13 protein-coding genes are annotated in these 17,235 nt (G+C 71.7%); 7 read left to right on the top strand and 6 right to left on the bottom strand.

The annotated features are described in order from the left end of the window. Positions 1–53 precede the first annotated feature (53 nt). From ACFWEE_RS25705 to eccB, 6 genes are all read right to left on the bottom strand, one after another. A complete protein-coding gene (locus ACFWEE_RS25705) occupies positions 54–413 on the bottom strand; it encodes a WXG100 family type VII secretion target (RefSeq protein WP_386892505.1) in 360 nt (119 codons plus the stop codon). 118 nt (positions 414–531) lie between these two features. Next, entirely contained in the window at positions 532–1,830 is a 1,299-nt protein-coding gene (locus ACFWEE_RS25700) for a S8 family serine peptidase (protein ID WP_386892503.1), read from the bottom strand. 25 nt (positions 1,831–1,855) lie between these two features. Further along, the gene (locus ACFWEE_RS25695; protein ID WP_386892501.1) at positions 1,856–3,544 is read right to left on the bottom strand and encodes a WXG100 family type VII secretion target; all 1,689 of its coding nucleotides are present in this window, start codon (positions 3,542–3,544) and stop codon (positions 1,856–1,858) included. Further along, positions 3,541–3,987 carry a hypothetical protein gene (locus ACFWEE_RS25690; RefSeq protein ID WP_386892500.1) on the bottom strand — a complete coding sequence of 149 codons (447 nt, stop codon included), beginning with the start codon at positions 3,985–3,987 and terminating at the stop codon, positions 3,541–3,543. Before ACFWEE_RS25690 ends, ACFWEE_RS25695 begins: the two co-directional genes overlap by 4 nt. A 280-nt stretch (positions 3,988–4,267) precedes the next feature. Then, positions 4,268–5,536, bottom strand: coding sequence for a type VII secretion-associated serine protease mycosin (mycP, locus tag ACFWEE_RS25685; protein WP_386892499.1), 1,269 nt, complete (start codon positions 5,534–5,536; stop codon positions 4,268–4,270). A gap of 111 nt (positions 5,537–5,647) precedes the next feature. After that, entirely contained in the window at positions 5,648–7,177 is a 1,530-nt protein-coding gene (eccB, locus tag ACFWEE_RS25680) for a type VII secretion protein EccB (RefSeq protein ID WP_386892498.1), read from the bottom strand. Positions 7,178–7,359: 182 nt separating this feature from the next. Here eccB and eccE point away from each other — a divergent pair, with 182 nt between their 5' ends. The 7 genes from eccE (at position 7,360) to ACFWEE_RS25645 (ending at position 17,227) form a co-directional block, all read left to right on the top strand. Beyond that, on the top strand, positions 7,360–8,718 hold the full coding sequence (gene eccE, locus ACFWEE_RS25675; protein ID WP_386892497.1) for a type VII secretion protein EccE: 1,359 nt from the start codon (positions 7,360–7,362) through the stop codon (positions 8,716–8,718). Positions 8,719–8,726: 8 nt separating this feature from the next. After that, a complete protein-coding gene (locus ACFWEE_RS25670; protein WP_386892523.1) occupies positions 8,727–9,422 on the top strand; it encodes a hypothetical protein in 696 nt (231 codons plus the stop codon). Between the two features lie 154 nt (positions 9,423–9,576). After that, positions 9,577–9,810, top strand: coding sequence for a DUF397 domain-containing protein (locus tag ACFWEE_RS25665; RefSeq protein WP_386892496.1), 234 nt, complete (start codon positions 9,577–9,579; stop codon positions 9,808–9,810). A 332-nt stretch (positions 9,811–10,142) separates the two neighbouring features. Next, positions 10,143–13,145, top strand: a complete 3,003-nt coding sequence (locus tag ACFWEE_RS25660; protein ID WP_386892495.1) for an SCO5717 family growth-regulating ATPase — start codon at positions 10,143–10,145, stop codon at positions 13,143–13,145. Between the two features lie 198 nt (positions 13,146–13,343). Further along, positions 13,344–15,212, top strand: a complete 1,869-nt coding sequence (locus ACFWEE_RS25655) for an ABC transporter substrate-binding protein (RefSeq protein ID WP_386892493.1) — start codon at positions 13,344–13,346, stop codon at positions 15,210–15,212. Between the two features lie 3 nt (positions 15,213–15,215). Further along, entirely contained in the window at positions 15,216–16,307 is a 1,092-nt protein-coding gene (locus ACFWEE_RS25650) for an ABC transporter permease (RefSeq protein ID WP_386892492.1), read from the top strand. Further along, positions 16,304–17,227, top strand: coding sequence for an ABC transporter permease (locus ACFWEE_RS25645; RefSeq protein WP_386892491.1), 924 nt, complete (start codon positions 16,304–16,306; stop codon positions 17,225–17,227). Before ACFWEE_RS25650 ends, ACFWEE_RS25645 begins: the two co-directional genes overlap by 4 nt. Positions 17,228–17,235 lie beyond the last annotated feature (8 nt).

Here is a 17,235-nt window from a genome sequence, read left to right as displayed (position 1 = left end):
CGATTCAGAGTGGTGAAGGGACGACTGCCGCGCGGCGCGGGCAGTCGCGTGGGTCAGAAGCCGCTGAGGCTCGACGAGGGCGCGGGAGCGCCGTCGCCGCCGGTGTAACCCGGGACCACGTCGATGCCCCGGAGAGCGGCCGAAACCTCGTCCTCGGTGTTTCCGGAGAGGGTGCGGGCGGCCTTGATGGCCTCCTGGAAGTTCTGCAGCCGGTTGCCGATCGACACCATGCTGTTGTTGATCTGTCGCTGCTTCTCGTTGAAGGCGTTGGCGCCGATGCCCTTCCAGGCGCCTTCCAGGCTGTCGATCGTCGCCTGGAGCGTCTTCAGCTGTCCCTTGACGGAGTCGAACCGCGTCGAGAGCTCGTTCTCCAGCTGGAGGAGACTGTGTTCTGTGACCTTCTGATCTGCCATGGACCTGGTTCCTTTCGGGTTCTCTCTACGGACCGGCAGGTTCTCGCCGGAAGTCGGTGGGTGAGCGGGGCCGCTCGCGCGGCAGTCGGCCGTGACCGGTCCGGCCCCCCTCACACGGTCAGACGGCGCCGCGACGCCTGCGGAGGAAGTAGAAGGTGCCCCCGCCGAGAACGACCACGGCCACCACCGCGCCGGCGATCGGACCGAGGTTGCTGCCGCCGCCCTCGGGCTCGCTGGAGCCTGTCACAACCGGCGCGTCACCGGCTTTGTCCTGCGGGGGCTGTGACGAACCTGAAGCAGAGGCGGAGGGCGAGGCGGAGGAGGAGGCCGAGCCGGAGGGGGCCGCCGAGGCGGTGGAGCCGGCCGCGCTCGTCTTCTCCAGGGTGAGCGGGCTGACGTCCGGGTCGCCGGGGTCGCCCTTGTGCTTGAGGAGGTTCATCGACGGGCGGATCAGGCCGTGGCCGAGGTAGGTGCTGATCTTGTCGTCGGCCCAGTCCCGGCCTGCCGTGTCGAAGAGGACCCGGAGGACCTGGTTCGCGGTCCAGTCGGGGTGGGCGGACCAGACGAGGGCGGCGGAGGCGGAGGCGATGGCGGTGGCGGCGCTGGTTCCACCACTGTCGCAGTACGACTGGAAAGTGCTGTCGCACCAGTCGGGGACATTGGTTCCGGGCGAGGCCAGGTCCACGTAGTCACCGTGCTGGGACGTCTTGGCCACCGTTCCCGTCTGATCCGCCGAGGAGACGCCGACGACCTCCAGGTAGGCCGCGGGATACTGCACCGCGTTGGCTGCGGCACCATCGTTTCCCACGGCAGCGAAGAACAACTTCCCCTTCGACAGGGCGTACTTCGCTGCCTCGCGCTCCTCATCGAGGGCGAAATCACTACTGAAGGACATACTGATGATCTGAGCGTCGCTGTCGGCGGCAGCGCGGATGGCGTCTTCGCTGTCGTGGGCGTTGACGTGGTGGTTGTCCTGGAACTCCGTGTTCGAGATCCGGTAGGGGATGATCTTCGCGTCCGGTGCGAGCCCCTTCAGGCCGCCTCCGTCGCCCGTTCCGGCGATGAGCTCGGCCATGGTGGTGCCGTGGCCCGTGTAGTCGTCGTTCTCGTCGCCGTCCGCCTCGGTGGCGTCCCATCCCTTGAGGACCTGGCCCCGCAGCGAAGACGTATCGGGGTTCACGCCGGTGTCGATCACCGCGACCGTGATGCCCTTGCCCGTGGAGACCTTCCACATCTCCTCGGCCTGCATGGCCTTGAGGTACCACTGCTTCGCCTGTACGTCCTGGGCCATGGCGGACGGAGCCAGCCCGGCGAGACAGGCACTCCACGCGGCGGTCGCGGCGAGCGCGCCGATCATTCGGCGGCGCACGCGCCTGGACCCGCTGCGCGTGTGGGCATGGCTCATTTCTGCGGTCATCCTGACTTCCGAACCTTCCACGTGCCTACTCGATCACCGGTGGCGCGGCCTCGGGCCGCCCGGCCGTCCAGGTCTCTTCGTCTTCCGTCAGGTAGTCGGGCCGCGTCGACGTGTTGTTCTCTTCTTCTTCCTCGTGCTCCTGCCGTCCTCCGGGTCGCACCAGGCCCGCCCCGCCCGAGGTGAAGCCCTTGCCGCCCGAACGGCCGCGCGGAGTGCCCACGACGCCGTTCTGGCCCGGCGTTCCCCTGCCGGTCGGCCGGGCCGCCGAACCGCCGTTGCCGACGACTCCCCGCTGACCGGTGCTCCTGGCGGACGCACCGCTCTGACCGGCCTTCTGACCACCGATCACGGTGCCCCGCCCGCCCGTGCGCGCACCCGAGGTACCGGTGCCCGAGGTCTTCTGCTGGGGTGTCCCGCCGGTGATGCCGCCACGTCCGGCCCGAGGAGCGGAGCCCGTGCCCGAACCGCTCCCTCCCGCCACCGCGCGCCCGCCGGTGACACCGGACCGGCCGGTGGCCGACGAGGTGCCGCCGCCCGTGCCGGTGGTACGTCCGAAGCCCTGGGAACCACCGCTGCGTCCCGCGTTCCCGGTGGCCGTGCGCTGGGTCGCCGAGGTGGTTCCGCCCGTGAGCCCGCCGGTCCGCGCCGAGCCCTTCGGACCGCCGGTGGTGCCGGTGACCGATTTCGAGCCGCCGGTCACGCCGTTGGGGCCGAGGGGGCCCGTCGGCGGGAACGTCGTGGTGCCGGGGCCCTGGGTTCCGCCCGTGGCGGGGGACACGGGCGACGGTCCGGGCAGCGTGGTGGGAGGCGCCGGTGGTGCGCTGACGCTGTCGATCTCGGTGCGCGTACCGCTGTCCAGGACGGGCTTGGTGGAAGTGCCCAGTTCCGCAGTGTGGTGAGCCTGCGGGCTGTTCACCTCACCGGTCACCGACCTCACCGTGTCGGTGCCGGCGGTGTGCCCGGTGAGGCTGCCACCCGTGTGACCGGAGGAACCGGAAGAGGAAGCCGGATCCTTCCGCTCGCCGGTCGGGCGCGGCATGTCCACCGACAGCTGCATGTCGAACCGGGGTGCCTCCTGCGTAGCGAGCACCTCCGAGCTGACGGAGTAGTAGGAGGCCAGCCGGTTGGCCTGGTTGATGGCCTCCTGCCGGTGGTCCTCGACGCGCACGGCCGCCGCGTACTCCGGGTTGCTGTCGAGGCGCTCCGGGGCCGGGATGTCCTTGACGTCCGTGCGGACCGCCCGGGTGTCGCGCGGCGGCAGGGAGCTCTTGACGGAGGCGAGTCCGGTACCGGCGACGGTGATCTGGGTGGCGGCCGAGTCGGCGAAGTCGCCGAGCCGGGTGGCATGGGCCACCAGGCCCGCTCCCCAGTCGCGGAAGGCGATGTTCGCCTCGCCCTTCCAGTCCACGGCGGCGATGTGGTCGCCGAGTTCCTTCGCTGCTTCCCTGATCGCGTCGCGCGCCTTGTAGAGCTCCTGTCCGGCGGCTTCCAGGTCCGCCGGGTTGGAGTGCTCGACCAGGTCGATCATCGCGTTGAGGTCGCGGTGCTCGAAGGAGGTGCGGCCCGCCGGGAGGCCCGAACCGCCGAAGAAGGAACCGGCCACCTCGCGGACCCGCTCGGTGATGTCCGTACCGACGATCTGGGCCTTGACCCGGCCCTGGTCGTACTTCTGCTGTTCGGCCGGGGTCAGCTCCGGCTGGTTCTCGTCGGTCATTCGGCTGCCCACCCGGAGTCGGACTTCTTGTCGTGAAGGTCGTCGTACTTGGTCTGGTCGTGTTCCTTGTCCAGACGGCCCTTGACCACGAAGAACCTGCGCCGCACCTCGTCCTCGACGTTGTCCATGCCGACGGCGGCGGCGTGCACGCCGATGCTGAGGTATTCGATCTGGTCGCTCAGCGTCTTGGAGAGCGAGGTGAGCGACTCGTGGACGCGGTTGTACTGCGCGTAGAGGGCGTCCGCCTCTGCGAAACCGGTGTTCCCGCCGCTGAACGACGTGCGGCAGACCTGCTGGGAGCCGATCTTGGTGCGGCCGGCCGCCGAGCCCTCCAGATCGGCGAGGAGTACGTCCACCCTCTGCTTGAACCGCTCCAACGCGCCGACGCCATGTTCGAGGTCGGACTTCCCGCCGGTCGAACTTCCTCCGTCACTTGGGCGCACGGTAACTGCCTTTCCCCCGTTGTTCTGGTTTGCACAAACCGCCTTGCGTTGCGATCGCATCGCGACACCCCACGGCAATCACACCACCCATACTCTATCCACAGCCCCCGGAGGCTCCAACTGTGTTGTCAGCCATGTGACTTAACGATGGGCACTTCCCGGAAGGGGACCGAACCGGCATCCTCTTGCCAACCGACCACCGTGCGAACGGAGATGGCCGGAGTCCGGTCCGTCCCATGGCCGGAGTCCCGCCTCTCTCGTGCCCGGAGTCCCGTCCGTCTCATGCCCCGGAGACCCGGCGCCGACGCGCGTCGCGCAGCGCCACGGCGATTCCCGCTATCGCGGCGACCAGCACCAGGGCGCCCACCACGACATAGGTGGCGAGACGGGCGTTCCGTTCCTCGGCCGTTTCCCCCAGGGTGAGTTCGGCCGGGGTCGGGGCCTCGGCGCGGGTCATTCCCTCGCGTGCGGTCGGCTCCTTGACCGGCTTGTCGTCCTCGGTGAGGGCGCGGACCGGGTCGACGACTCCCCAGCCCACCAGGCGGTCGCGTCCGGCGACGGACCGTTCGGCGGTCTGCTCGATCTGGGCGACGATCTCCTCCTGCTCCCACTCCGGGTGCCTGGCCTTGATCAGGGCGGCGACTCCCGCGACGTAGGGAGCGGAGAAGCTGGTGCCGTTGTCGGCGCAGTGGCCTCCGGCGGGCACGGTGGAGACCATGTCCACGCCGGGTGCCGCGACCCCCACCCAGTCGCCGGTCTGCGAGAAGCCGGCGCGTTCGTTGTTGCGGTCCGAGGAGGCCACCGCGAGTACGCCCGGGTACGAGGCCGGGTAGGTCTTCTTGTCGGTCGCGTCGAGTCCGTCGTTGCCGGCCGAGGCGACCACGACGACCTCCGCGGCGAGCGCGTGGTCGACGGCCTGACGCAGTGCGGCCTCGGGCTCGACGGCGTTGGCGGTGTCCTGGGAGATGTTGATGACGTCGGCGTGGGCGGTGTCGACGGCGTAGTCGATGGCGGCGGCGAGGGTTTTCGCGGTGCCGTGGCCCTCGGCGTCGTTCTGCTGGATCGGGATGATCGTGGCGTCGGGGGCGAGGCCCACGAAGCCGGTGCCCTCCGCCTCGCGGGCGGCGATGATGCCGGCGACCTTGGTGCCGTGGCCGACGGTGTCCGTCGTGCCGTCCTCCTTGCCGCGCGGGAGGGGTTGGCCGTCCTCGTCCTTGATGCCCTTGTCCATCAGGTTGATCCCCGCCGAGGTGTCGACGGCCTTCTTCAGCTGCGGGTTCTTGACGTCGACTCCGGTGTCGATCACCGCGACCCGGACGCCCTTCCCGGTGGAGCGGCTCCAGAGTTCGTCGAGCAGCACGCGCTGGAGCGACCAGGGGCGGCCCGCGTACGGCTTCGAGGGGAAGGTGCACTGGGTCGCGTCGTCCGCGACGGCGGGTACGACCGGTACGGAGACCAGGGTGACCGCGGTCGCGGCGGCGGCCGTCAGCAGGCGCCGCTTCAGCGCATGTGAATGTTTCGGGGAGTTGGAGGACCGTGCGGAGTCCAAGGACCGTGCGGTGTCAGAGGACCGTGCGGAGCCCGAGGGCCGTGCGGCGGTCGGCGGCTGCGGGAGGTTCAGGGGAAGGCCCGAAGGGGTCATGGCTGTCCGCCGCCCTTCTCAGGAGCCCTGCGGCTGGCGGGCAGCCGCGGTCGACAGTCGGGGGCCGGTCGGCAGGAACTCGGACCAGGCCGCCGGGACCGGGGCCGGGGTGACCTTCCCGTACCCGAGCCGGTTCTGGGCCTGCTGCGCCTCGGCCAGTCGCTCGGCCTTCTCCTTGGCCGAGCCGGACTCGCCGATGCCGGAGTCGCCCTGGGCGCTGTCGCCGTTGGACTGCATCGCGTACCGGAGCCCCGTGTCGGTGACGAGGAAGAGGTACCCGGCGGAGGTGTCCGAGCCCTTGAACTGGCGGAAGAGCTGGCCCGATCCGGGGGTGACGTACGCACTGCTGGAGCCGGTGGGCAGGGTCGCGGGGAAGCCGGTGCCCGCCCAGGTGGAGAGGGTGGTGGCTCCGGTGTCGCCGTCCACCGACCGCAGCACGCTGCACACGGTGTTGCGGCTGCCGCTCGCGGTGCTCGCGGAGTTGACGGCGCGAGGGGCGTCCTTCGGCCATTTCTTGTCGTCGCCGAAGGCCTGGCCCGGTGCGATGGCGGCGGCGCTGACCGCCTTCGCGGTGCCCGCCTGGCCGAGGCCGATGAGGTCGCGGCTGCTGAGGAGCAGCTTGGCGGTGAACTCCGAGACCGGTGCGACCCGGCCCTGTAGGACCACGTACTTCTGGGTGGTGGTGCCCGAGGTCGCTTCGAGGACCATGCCGACCTTGTCGAGCGCGGGGTCGAGATCGCCGCCCACTCCGGCGCTCGCCCCGGGGGTGCCGGGGACGGACGGGAAGGCGATGGGGTCGCCGGTGTGCAGGGTCGCCAGCCAGGCGGAGGAGACCCGCTGCGGGGTGCGGCGCTCGCCGACGAGGGTGCGCAGCAGCAGTTCGTCCTTCTTGTCGACGGTGTACGCGCGGCCTTGGGCGTCCACGACGTGGCGGACGCCGTCCGGGCCCTCGACGTACATCAGCTCTCCCGCGGTGAGCCGCTGGGCGCCCTCGGTCTTCTTCTCCTCGCGCTCGGCGAAGACGAAAGCGGCCTTCTGGATCGCCCGGCCGCCCTCGCCGGGGCGTTCGCAGACGGCCCAGCGCTTGGCGGCGCCGGCGTCGCCGCTGTCGGGCAGGCGGTCGGGGGCGTAGGGGATGCCGAGGGTCGCTCCGTGCGGGATCCTGCCGCTGTCGAGTGTGGACTCGGCGACGTTGATGACCTTGCCCTTCTCCGGGTCGAGCAGGAGTTTCGCGGAGGACATGTTGAGGACCGGGTGGAGCTGGGCCTTGCCGTTGGTCTTCAGGACGACGTAACGGGTCGTCGACTTGCTGGCGATGATGACGTTCTCGTTGGGGGTGTCCCAGCCGGTGGGTGCCACCGGCTTGAACATGCCCCAGGCGCCGAAGACCGCGAGGATCACGACGCCGGCGACGGTGCCCGGGACCACCGCGCGCAGGGGGCGCGGTGCGCCCTCCTCGGAACCGCTCGGATGGGGTTGCACGAACTGCGCGATCAACCTCCGCTTCGCAAAGGTGTAGGCGTTGAGTTCGTCCCGCCTTGATGCCATGGTCCGCTGCCCCTTCTCCCCGACGGGCGACCAGATAACCACATCCGTTTGCGGATTCAGTTGTCGCACCGGCGCCCCTACTATGCCTGTTGACGGTGCGCGGACACCCCTCAGGTAGGGTGATCGCCCGGTCAACACCCGCGGGAAAAAGCTAAATAGGGACACGAGGGGGCAACACGGCGATGGGCACTGCGACGCGCGAGCGTTCGGGTCGGGGGACCACGCGAGCGTCCGGCACTTCCCGACGGCAACGCCGCGGACGGCGTTCCGGGACCGAACCCTCCGCCACCTCCGCCACCTCCGCCGCGTCCCCCGCACCGGCCGCCGCGGTGCTGCGGTCGGCCTCGCGGACCAGCCGGGTCAGCCCTCTGCTGCGGCAGTTGGTGCTGGTCGAGGTGGCCTTGGCGGCAGCCGCCGTGGGAGCCGCGCTCGGCGGGATGTGGCTGGTGCCCGGCATGGTGGTCGCCGGGGTGCTGATCGTGATCGCGGTCATCCGGCGGCGTGGTACCGCCCTGCAGGACTGGCTGTCGACGGCGCTCGCGCTGCGCGCCCGGCAGCGGACCTGGACGCCTCACGCGCCGGACGCGGAGGCGTCGTTGGCGCCGATCGCGGAGAGCGTGCCGGGTTTCGCCCCGTTCGTCTACATCGACCGGGAGCGCCGTACGGTCGGGATGCTCGGCGACGGCACCTTCCTCACCGCCGTGGTGCGGGTCGAGGCGAGCGGTGAGGCGCTCCGCCCGGCGTTCGGCGCCCGGGCGCTTCCGCTGACGCTGCTCGGCGAGGCCCTGGAGGTCGACGACATCGTGCTGGAGTCCGCGCAGCTGGTGCAGCAGGTCCGCTGCGCTCCCGCACCGCACCTTCCGGCCCGGTCGGTGGCCCGTCTCTCGTACGCCCCTCTCCAGGAGCAGACCGGGGCTCCGGCGCTGCGGATGACGTGGGTGGCGGTGAAGCTCGACCCGGAACTCTGCCGCGAGGCGGTGGAGGCGCGCGGGGGCGGGGTCGCCGGTGCACAGCGGTGCCTGGTGCGGATGGCGGACCACGTGGCGAGCCGGATCACCGGGGCGGGATTCCGGGCGACCGTGCTCGACCAGGAGGAGCTGAACGCGGCCGTCGCGACCTCGGCCTGCGCGAACCCGATCCAGTCGGCGCGCGCGGTGCGCCAGGAGGCGGCGGCGCAGCGCAGGACGAAGGAGACCTCGCGGGTGTGGCGGTGCGACGACCGGTGGCACACGACGTACGCCGTCGACCGCTGGCCCGAACTGGGCCGCGGCGCGACGCCGCTGCCCAAGCTGGTGGCGCTGTTGACCTCGGTACCGGCGTACGCCACGACGTTCAGCCTCACCGTGCGGCGCGGCGCGCACCAGGGCGCGGTGTCGGTGGCCGGACACGTCCGGATCACCGGGGGCTCCGACACGGAACTGGTGAGTGTGCGCCGGACGTTGGTGCAGGCGGCCCGGGTCGCCAAGGTCGGTCTCGTACGCCTGGACCGCGAGCAGCTGCCGGGTGTGCTCGCCACTCTTCCGCTGGGAGGCGCGCAGTGAGCCGGATCATGTCGCGGCACGGGCTGCGGGGTCCGCGTCACGCGGGCCACTCCATCGCGGCGGACCATCTGGGCGCGCTGTCCCTGCCCGTCGGCGACGACGGCGTGGTCATCGGCAACGACGCGGAGAACCGCCCGCAGATCATCGGGTTCCACCGCCCGGCTCCGTACGACGTGCTGCTCATCGGCGGTCTGTGGACGGCTCAGGTGCTGGCGCTGCGCGCGGCGGGCACGGGGGCACGGGTGGCGGTGGAGACGGGGCGTACGCAGGCGTGGACCGCGCTGGCGCAGGCCGCCGGTGCCGGACTCGAATGCGTCTCCCTGCACGAGGTGGGCCGGGTGCCTCCGACCGGTGCGACGGTGGGCAGCCCGGTGGTGGTCGTACGGGACTGCGGGATGCGACCGCCCCGCGGGCGGGTCGTCTCGTCGCCGTGGCAGTCCGTGCTGACGCTGCTCCCCTATCTGAGCCCGGTGGCACCGCGGTTGATGCGGTCCTCGGCGCTGGTGGGCGTCCAGCGGGTCTCCCCCGCCGAGGCCGATCAGATCGGCCGCATCCTCAACCTCTCGCGGGTGGAGACCGAGGCGCTGCCCACCCTGGCGGACGGGGTCACCCTCTGGGTGTCGGGCCGTGAGCACCACTGGGTGATGACGAGCGCGACGGACGCGGAGACCGGACTGCTGGGCACGGCCCGCCGGATGGACTGAGGCAGTCGGGGCCGAAGGGGCGGTACCACCCCGCCCGGGGGGCCGGGCCCGATTCCGTCGAAAGGCCCGGAATCCGTCCGGTTCCGCACCGGGGCAGGGCCGTTCCGTGGACCATGGACCCCAACGTCACCGTTCGATCGAAAGGGGCGCCGCAATGGGCACCCAGCAGGAGAAGGACGAGCTCTACGCGCTCGACATCACGGACGCCGTGTGGCTGAGCGCCCCGGGCACCGAGAACGACGAGGAGCGGGTGGAGATCGCGCACCTGCCGGAGGGCGCGGTCGCGATGCGTTCCTCGCTGGACCCGGAGACGGTGCTGCGCTACACCGAGGCGGAGTGGCGGGCGTTCGTACTCGGCGCCCGTGACGGGGAGTTCGACCTCACGTAGGACCTGCGGCGCGAGGGGGCGGCGGTCCGGCCGGGCCACCGCCCCCTCGCGCGCGTCCGCAGGCCGGAGGGGCGTGCGGGCCGCCCCGGTGGCGCGCGGGCGGGCCGACTCGGCCCGGTGCGGGCGGATGTGACGGATCGGACCGTGCGCTGCCCCGGGTACGGCCTGACATAGGGGCCCTGATGGCGATTAGGGTGGGGTGTGGGCGTGTCGCGGTACCTTCGGGCGTGCGGTGCGCGTCCCCGGAGGAAGAGCCGGGCGTATCGGACAACGGGAGACGGTCGCCCCCACCCACCACGGCACAGGGGTGCTCGACCACACCAGGAGGCATAGTGAACAGCGATCGGGACGAGATGCGCGAGGGATGGAACACGCCCGGCGACGAGTCGTCCGACGCGGATCCCGCCGAGCTGACGGGTGAGTTCACCATCGACTACACCCCGCCCGCCTGGTACACGCAGAACGCGGCGGGCGACACCTCGGGCGGCTCCGGAACCACCGGCTCCGGCACGCCTCCCACTCCGCCGCCCCCGCACGGGTCTCCGCTCTCCGTACCGGGGCTGCCGTCCCAGGGCGGGTTCGAGCGCGCCTGGACGACCGCCCCTCCCGCACCTCCGGTACAGCCGGCGCCTCCCGTGCAGCCCGCGCCGCCGGCCCCGGTCGAGTCCGTGCCGAGCGCCGGAGTCACCCCGCCGCCGTTCGGCGGCGGTGACGTGGAGAGCGGTACCACCATGCGCTTCTCGGCGGCGGCGCTGAAGCGGGAGTTCGCCGCTCGTGACGCCGAGGCCGCCGCCGCGGCAGCCGCCGCCGGTGCGGGTACGGGTACGGGTACGGGTACGGGCACCGACGCGCCGGCCGCCGACGCCGGAGCCGGTGGTTCCACGAGCGGTCCGGAAGGGGCGCCCGCGTTCACCGCGCCGGCGCCTCCCGCGCCGACGCCCCCCGCGCTCCCGCCCGCCCCCGAGGCGTTCGAGCCGTCCGATACCCCCGAGGTCCCCGACGCCGAGCCGGCGCGGAACGACGCGACCGGCCCGGACGCGACCCCGGCGGACACCACCGGGCCGGAGAGCACCCGGTCGGAGAGCACCGGGCCGGACACCACCGAATCCGCCAACTCCCCGGCCCCGGACGGCAACCCCGCGGAGAGCCCCGGGAGTCCCACCGGGAGCCCCACCGACGTGAGCCCGGCGGACGCCGCCCCCTCGGTCCCGGCCCTCACCGAGTCCGCGCCCGTCGACTCCGCACCCTCCGACTCCACGCCCGCCGACTCCGCACCCAGGGACGCGCGCCTTCCGGACGCGTCGGCCACTTCTGCCGCTCAGGCCACTTCGGCCTCGGCGGACGTGTCTGCCACCCCGTGGTCCCCCGCGCTTCCGGCCGCGCAGCCGCCGAACGCGCTGCCGCCGCTGCCGCCCGCGTTCCACCCCGCCGGGCCTCAGCCCAACGCCCCGGAGCCGGCGCCCCAGTGGCCGCACTCCGCCGACCGCCCGGCCGGAGGCTACGGCTTCCCGCAGGCCCCCCAGCCGCCGCAGGCCCCTCTGCCGCCGGCTCCGCTGCCTCCGGCTCCCCTGCCGTCGCAGCCCAACGCGCCGTACGGGCAGAGCGGTTACGGCTTCCCGCAGGCGCCGGGGCCGTACCAGCCGTACCCGCCCCAGAGCGGTCAGCTGCCCCCGCAGGTGCCCCAGCAGGGCGGCTACGGGTTCCCACAGCCTCCGCAGGTCCCTCAGCCGCCGCTCACCCCGCAGCCGCCGGCTCCGCTCCCGCCGCAGGCACCCGACGCGCAGGCGGGCTACGGCTACCCGCCGGGCCCCCCGCAGCCCCAGCATCCGTACGCCCCCCAGCACCCGTACGCTCCCCAGGGCCTCGTGCCCCAGCAGGGCCAAGCGCCCCAGCAGGCCCAGGTACCCCAGCAGGGACAGCCCCCGCAGCAGCCCGTCGATCCCCGGGCCGGCGGTGCCTGGCCCACCCCGGTCACGCACGATCAGCGTGAGCGCTCGGTGCCCGGCGCCCCGCTCGGGTACACCGCCGCCGTGGAGCTCTCCTCGGACCGGCTGGTGCGGGGCAAGCAGAAGGCGAAGAGCAGCCGGAACCCCTCCCCCGCCAACCGGTTCAAGCTGGGCGGCAAGAAGGAGGAGGCCGACCGGCTGCGGAAGCTCGAACTGATCCGGACGCCGGTGCTCTCCTGCTACCGCATCGCCGTGATCAGTCTCAAGGGCGGCGTGGGCAAGACCACGACGACCACGGCACTGGGCTCGACGCTGGCCACCGAGCGGCAGGACAAGATCCTCGCCATCGACGCCAACCCGGACGCCGGGACGCTCGGCCGACGGGTGCGCAGGGAGACCGGGGCGACCATCCGCGACCTGGTCCAGGCGATCCCGTACCTCAACTCGTACATGGACATCCGCCGCTTCACCTCGCAGGCGCCCTCCGGGCTGGAGATCATCGCCAACGACGTGGACCCGGCGGTCTCCACGACCTTCAACGACGAGGACTACCGCCGGGCGATCGAGGTGCTGGGCAAGCAGTACCCGATCATCCTCACCGACTCGGGCACCGGTCTGCTCTACAGCGCGATGCGCGGGGTGCTCGACCTCGCCGACCAGCTGATCATCATCTCCACGCCCTCGGTGGACGGCGCCTCCAGCGCGTCCACCACGCTGGACTGGCTCTCCGCGCACGGGTACGCCGACCTGGTGCAGCGCTCCCTGACGGTCATCTCCGGGGTTCGCGAGACCGGCAAGATGATCAAGGTGGACGACATCGTCCAGCACTTCCAGACGCGTTGCCGGGGTGTCGTGGTCGTCCCCTTCGACGAGCACCTGGCGGCGGGCGCCGAGGTCGACCTGGACATGATGCGGCCGAAGACCCGCGAGGCGTACTTCCACCTCTCCGCGCTGGTCGCGGAGGACTTCGCCCGCGCCCAGCAGCAGCAGGGCCTGTGGACCGCCGACGGCCAGAACCCGCCGCCGCAGTACGCGCCGCCGATGCCCGGGCACCAGCAGTACCCGCCGCAGCCCCACCCCCAACAGCCGTATCCGCAGCAGCCGTACGGGGGACAGCAGCCGCCCCCGTCGCCGTACGGCGGGCAGCAGCCGTACGGGGGACAGCAGCCTCCGCAGCAGCCGTACCCGCCGCAGTCCTACCCGCCGCAGCCGGACAACGGCTGGCAGCAGGGGCCGCCCCAGCCCCCGCAGCCGTACGGCGGACCGCCCCCGCAGGAGGGGCGGGCTGGCCAGGCAGGACAGCCCGAGCAGCCGGGTCCGCCCGGCCCGGACGGCCCGTGGCCCGCCCCGGGATGGCAGCAGCCGCCGCCCGCGCCGCCCCGCCAGTAGGCCGAAGTGGTTTAGACCAATGAGGGCCCGCACCGTTGTGACGGTGCGGGCCTTTTGCGTATTCCCGCAGCCCACACGCCGTTTCGCCGACCGTTGACTCCAGTTGGCCGCCGCTGATAAACCTTCGCTTCACCAGTTGGCGAACCACTGCTCTACCCGCCTCCCCACAAGCGAGTCATGACGCGAGGTCGACGTCCCATGGTCACAAGAAGTCCCGTCCGTTCCACCCGGCCAGGCCATCGTCTGCGCCTCCTCACGGCCTCGGGTGCCGCCGCGCTGGCTCTCGCCGCCGGATCGCTCGTCCCGGGCGCGCCCGCTCCGCTCGCCGCCTCACCCGCCCACGCCGACTCCGGGAAGACGACCCTCACGGTCGCGGTCGCCCAGAGCGTGGATTCGCTGAGCCCGTTCCTGGCGCAGCGGCTGCTGAGCACCACCGTCCTGCGGCTCATGTACGACTACCTGACGAACTATGACCCGAAGGACAGCCACGCCGTCCCGGGTCTCGCCACCGCGTGGGAACCCTCCGCGGACAAGCTGACGTGGACGTACACCATACGGTCCGACGCGAAGTGGTCGGACGGCGAGAAGGTCACCGCCGAGGACGCGGCGTGGACCTTCAACACGATGATGAAGGACGAGGGAGCGGCCACCGCCAACGGCTCCTTCGTCACCAACTTCGACAAGGTGACCGCGCCCAGCCCGGACAAGCTCGTCGTCACCCTGAAGAAGCCGCAGGCGACGATGGCCGCGCTCGACGTGCCGATCGTCCCCGAGCACGTCTGGAAGGACGTCGCCGACTTCTCGAAGTTCAACAACGACACGAAGTTCCCCATCGTCGGTGACGGACCGTTCATCCTGACCGACTACAAGGTCGACAGCTACGTCAAGCTCAAGGCCAACAAGACGTTCTGGCGCGGCTCGCCCAAGTTCGACGAGATCGTGTTCCGGTACTACAAGGACCAGGACGCCGCCGTCGCCGCGCTGCGCAAGGGCGAGGTCTCCTTCGTCGCGGGCAGCCCGAGCCTGACGCCCGCTCAGGCCGACTCGCTCAGGACCGCTCCGGACATCAAGGTGAACGAGGGCCCCGGCCGCCGCTTCTACGCGCTGGCCACCAACCCGGGCGCGCGCACCAAGGACGGCAAGAAGTTCGGCGACGGCAACCCGGCGCTGCTCGACCAGAAGGTCCGCCAGGCGCTCTTCCTCGCCGTCGACCGCAAGACCATCATCGACAAGGTCTTCCAGGGCCACGCGGTGGAGGGCGCGGGGTACATCCCGCCGCGCTTCTCCGCGTACCAGTGGCAGCCCGCGGCCGGGCAGCAGCTGAGCTACGACCCCGCCCGCGCGGCCTCCCTGCTCGACCAGGCCGGGTACAAGAAGAACGCCGAAGGCAAGCGGGTGGGCGAGGACGGCAAGCCGCTGGACCTGCGCATCCTCTGCCACGCCACCGACCCGAACGACAAGGCCGTCGGCAAGTACCTCCAGGAGTGGTGGGGCGACCTGGGTGTCGGCCTGAAGGTCGACTGCCTCGACAACGTCTCGGACCCCTGGTACGCCGGTGAGTACGACCTCGCCTTCGACGGCTGGTCGGTCAACCCGGACCCGGACTTCGTCCTCTCCATCCACACCTGCGGCGCCCTGCCCGCCAAGGCCAAGGAAACGGCCGCCACGGACAACTTCATCTGCGACCCGCAGTTCGACGACCTCTACGCGAAGCAGCTGGCCGAGTACGACCCCGCCGCCCGCGCGACCCTCGTCAAGGACATGCAGTCGCGGCTGTACGACACCGGGTACATGAACGTCATGGCGTACCCGAACGCCGTGGAGGCCTACCGCACCGACCAGATCGCCTCCATCACCACCATGCCCTCGGACGCGGGCAACATCTACGGCCAGGACGGCTACTGGAGCTGGTGGTCGGCGGTCCCGGCAGCCTCGGCGAGCGGTTCCTCGGACTCGGGCGGCTCCACCGGGGTACTCGTCGGCGTCGGCATCGCCGTCGTCGTCCTGGCCGGTGGCGGACTGCTGTTCGCCCTGCGTCGCCGTTCCACCGCGGAGGACCGTGAATAACCGATGAGCACTGACAGCACTCCCTTGCCGGGCTTCGGCCCGGCGGGCGCGGAGAGTGCGGGAACCGCCGGTCCGGCCCAGGCCGGGCCGGCGGTCCGCGGTCCGCGCGCCCGTTCCACCACCGCCTACCTCCGCTACGCGGCGGGCAAGCTGGCCGGCGCGGCCGTCTCGCTCTTCGCCGTCCTCGTCACCAGCTTCTTCCTCTTCCGGCTGATCCCCGGCGACCCCGTCAAGCAGATGACCGGCGGACGTCAGGTGACCACCGAGCAGATCGTCGCGATGCGGCGGGAGTTCGGCCTCGACCTGCCGCTCTGGCGGCAGTTCACGCAGTACTGCGGCAACGCCCTGACCGGCGACTTCGGCACCTCGTACCAGTTCCGCACCCCGGTCGTCGACAAGATCGCCGAGGCGCTGCCCGCGACGCTGCTGCTCACCGGGACCGCGTTCGTGATCTACACCGCGATCGGCATCTGGCTGGGCTCCCGCTCCGCGTGGCGCAACGGCTCCTTCGGGGACCGCTTCCACACGGCGTTCGCGCTGACCCTGTACTCCGTGCCGTCGTTCTGGCTCGGACTGCTGCTGATCATCACGCTCTCGGTCGGCATCGGCCCGATTCCCGGGCTCTTCCCGACGGGCGGCATGGAGTCCGGCGACTCGTCCGGCTTCGGCTACGTGCTGGACGTCGCGCACCACCTGGTGCTGCCCGTCCTCACGCTGGTGGCGGTGGAGTACGCCCGCACCCTGCTGGTGATGCGCTCCTCGCTGCTCGACGAGATGGGCAGCGACTACCTGACGACGGCCCGCGCGAAGGGGCTGCGGGACGACCAGGTCCGCCGCAAGCACGCGGTGCCGAACGCCATGCTGCCGACGGTCACCCTGCTCTTCGTCAACCTCGGCAACACGGTCGCCGGCGCCATCCTGGTGGAGACCGTGTTCTCCTGGCCCGGCCTCGGCGGTCTCTTCTACCAGGCACTGAGCGTGCCCGATCTGCCTCTGGTGCAGGCGCTGTTCTTCCTCTTCGCCGCTGCGGTGATCCTGATGAACACGCTCGCCGACGTGCTCTATCCGCTCTTCGATCCCCGGGTGGGCCGATGACGACCTCGACGGACGCGCTGGGGCCGGGCAGCAGCCCGCGCTCACTGGCGTGGACCCGCAGGCGGCGGGCCGCCGCCCGCTTCTGGGCGCAGTACCGGACGCACCGGGCCGGGGTGGCGGGGCTCGCCGTGCTGGTGGTCATCGCCGTGCTGGCGCTGGCGGCTCCGCTGCTGGTGGGGGCCGACTCCAAGAGCGTCACCGAAGCGCCCGGCGGGCCCATGGAGTCGCCGAGCGCGCGGTTCCCCCTCGGCACCGACCAGTTCGGCCGGAGCCTGCTGGCGCTGCTGCTCTGGGGCGCCCGGGTCTCGCTCACCGTGGGGCTGCTCGCCGCCTTCCTCTCGGTGGCCATCGGCACCCTGGTGGGCGTCACCGCCGGTCACTTCAAGGGCTGGTACGGAACGGTGGCCATGCGGGTCACCGACTGGTTCCTGGTGATGCCGACCCTGGTGCTCGCCATCGCGCTGGCCACCGTGCTGTCGCGGTCGCTGTGGACCACCGTCCTCGCGATCGGCGTGACGACCTGGCCGACCACGGCCCGGCTGGTGCGGGCCCAGACGCTCTCGGTGGAGTCCCGCCCGTACATCGAGCGCTCCCGGGCGCTCGGCGGCGGCCACGGCCACGTCATGAGCCGTCATGTGCTCCCCAACGTCATGCCGATGGTCCTCGCCCAGACCACCCTGGCGATCTCGACCGCGATCCTCACCGAGGCGACGCTCGCCTTCCTCGGCCTCGGCGACCCCACGGTCGTCTCCTGGGGCGGGCTGCTCCAGGACGCCCGGGAGGCCGGGGCCGTCAGTTCGGGCAACTGGTGGTACCTCGCCCCGCCCGGACTCGCCATCGCGGTCGTCGCGCTCGCCTTCACCCTCTGCGGCCGGGCCATCGAGTCCGTGCTCAACCCCAAGCTGGGGGTGGCCCGTTGAGCACTCCC

Source organism: Streptomyces sp. NPDC060184 (assembly GCF_042728795.1).
Lineage (GTDB): Bacteria > Actinomycetota > Actinomycetes > Streptomycetales > Streptomycetaceae > Streptomyces.
This window is presented reverse-complemented; position numbering and strand designations above follow the sequence as displayed.

Excerpts from the sequence above, each read along its gene's own strand:
- eccE (WP_386892497.1), top strand. The coding sequence starts at position 7,360 with ATGGGCACTGCGACGCGCGAGCGTTCGGGTCGGGGGACCACGCGAGCG.
- ACFWEE_RS25655 (WP_386892493.1), top strand. The coding sequence starts at position 13,344 with ATGGTCACAAGAAGTCCCGTCCGTTCCACCCGGCCAGGCCATCGTCTG.
- ACFWEE_RS25650 (WP_386892492.1), top strand. The coding sequence starts at position 15,216 with ATGAGCACTGACAGCACTCCCTTGCCGGGCTTCGGCCCGGCGGGCGCG.
- ACFWEE_RS25700 (WP_386892503.1), bottom strand. The coding sequence starts at position 1,830 with ATGACCGCAGAAATGAGCCATGCCCACACGCGCAGCGGGTCCAGGCGC.
- eccB (WP_386892498.1), bottom strand. The coding sequence starts at position 7,177 with ATGGCATCAAGGCGGGACGAACTCAACGCCTACACCTTTGCGAAGCGG.
- ACFWEE_RS25645 (WP_386892491.1), top strand. The coding sequence starts at position 16,304 with ATGACGACCTCGACGGACGCGCTGGGGCCGGGCAGCAGCCCGCGCTCA.
- ACFWEE_RS25670 (WP_386892523.1), top strand. The coding sequence starts at position 8,727 with ATGTCGCGGCACGGGCTGCGGGGTCCGCGTCACGCGGGCCACTCCATC.
- ACFWEE_RS25705 (WP_386892505.1), bottom strand. The coding sequence starts at position 413 with ATGGCAGATCAGAAGGTCACAGAACACAGTCTCCTCCAGCTGGAGAAC.
- ACFWEE_RS25695 (WP_386892501.1), bottom strand. The coding sequence starts at position 3,544 with ATGACCGACGAGAACCAGCCGGAGCTGACCCCGGCCGAACAGCAGAAG.
- ACFWEE_RS25665 (WP_386892496.1), top strand. The coding sequence starts at position 9,577 with ATGGGCACCCAGCAGGAGAAGGACGAGCTCTACGCGCTCGACATCACG.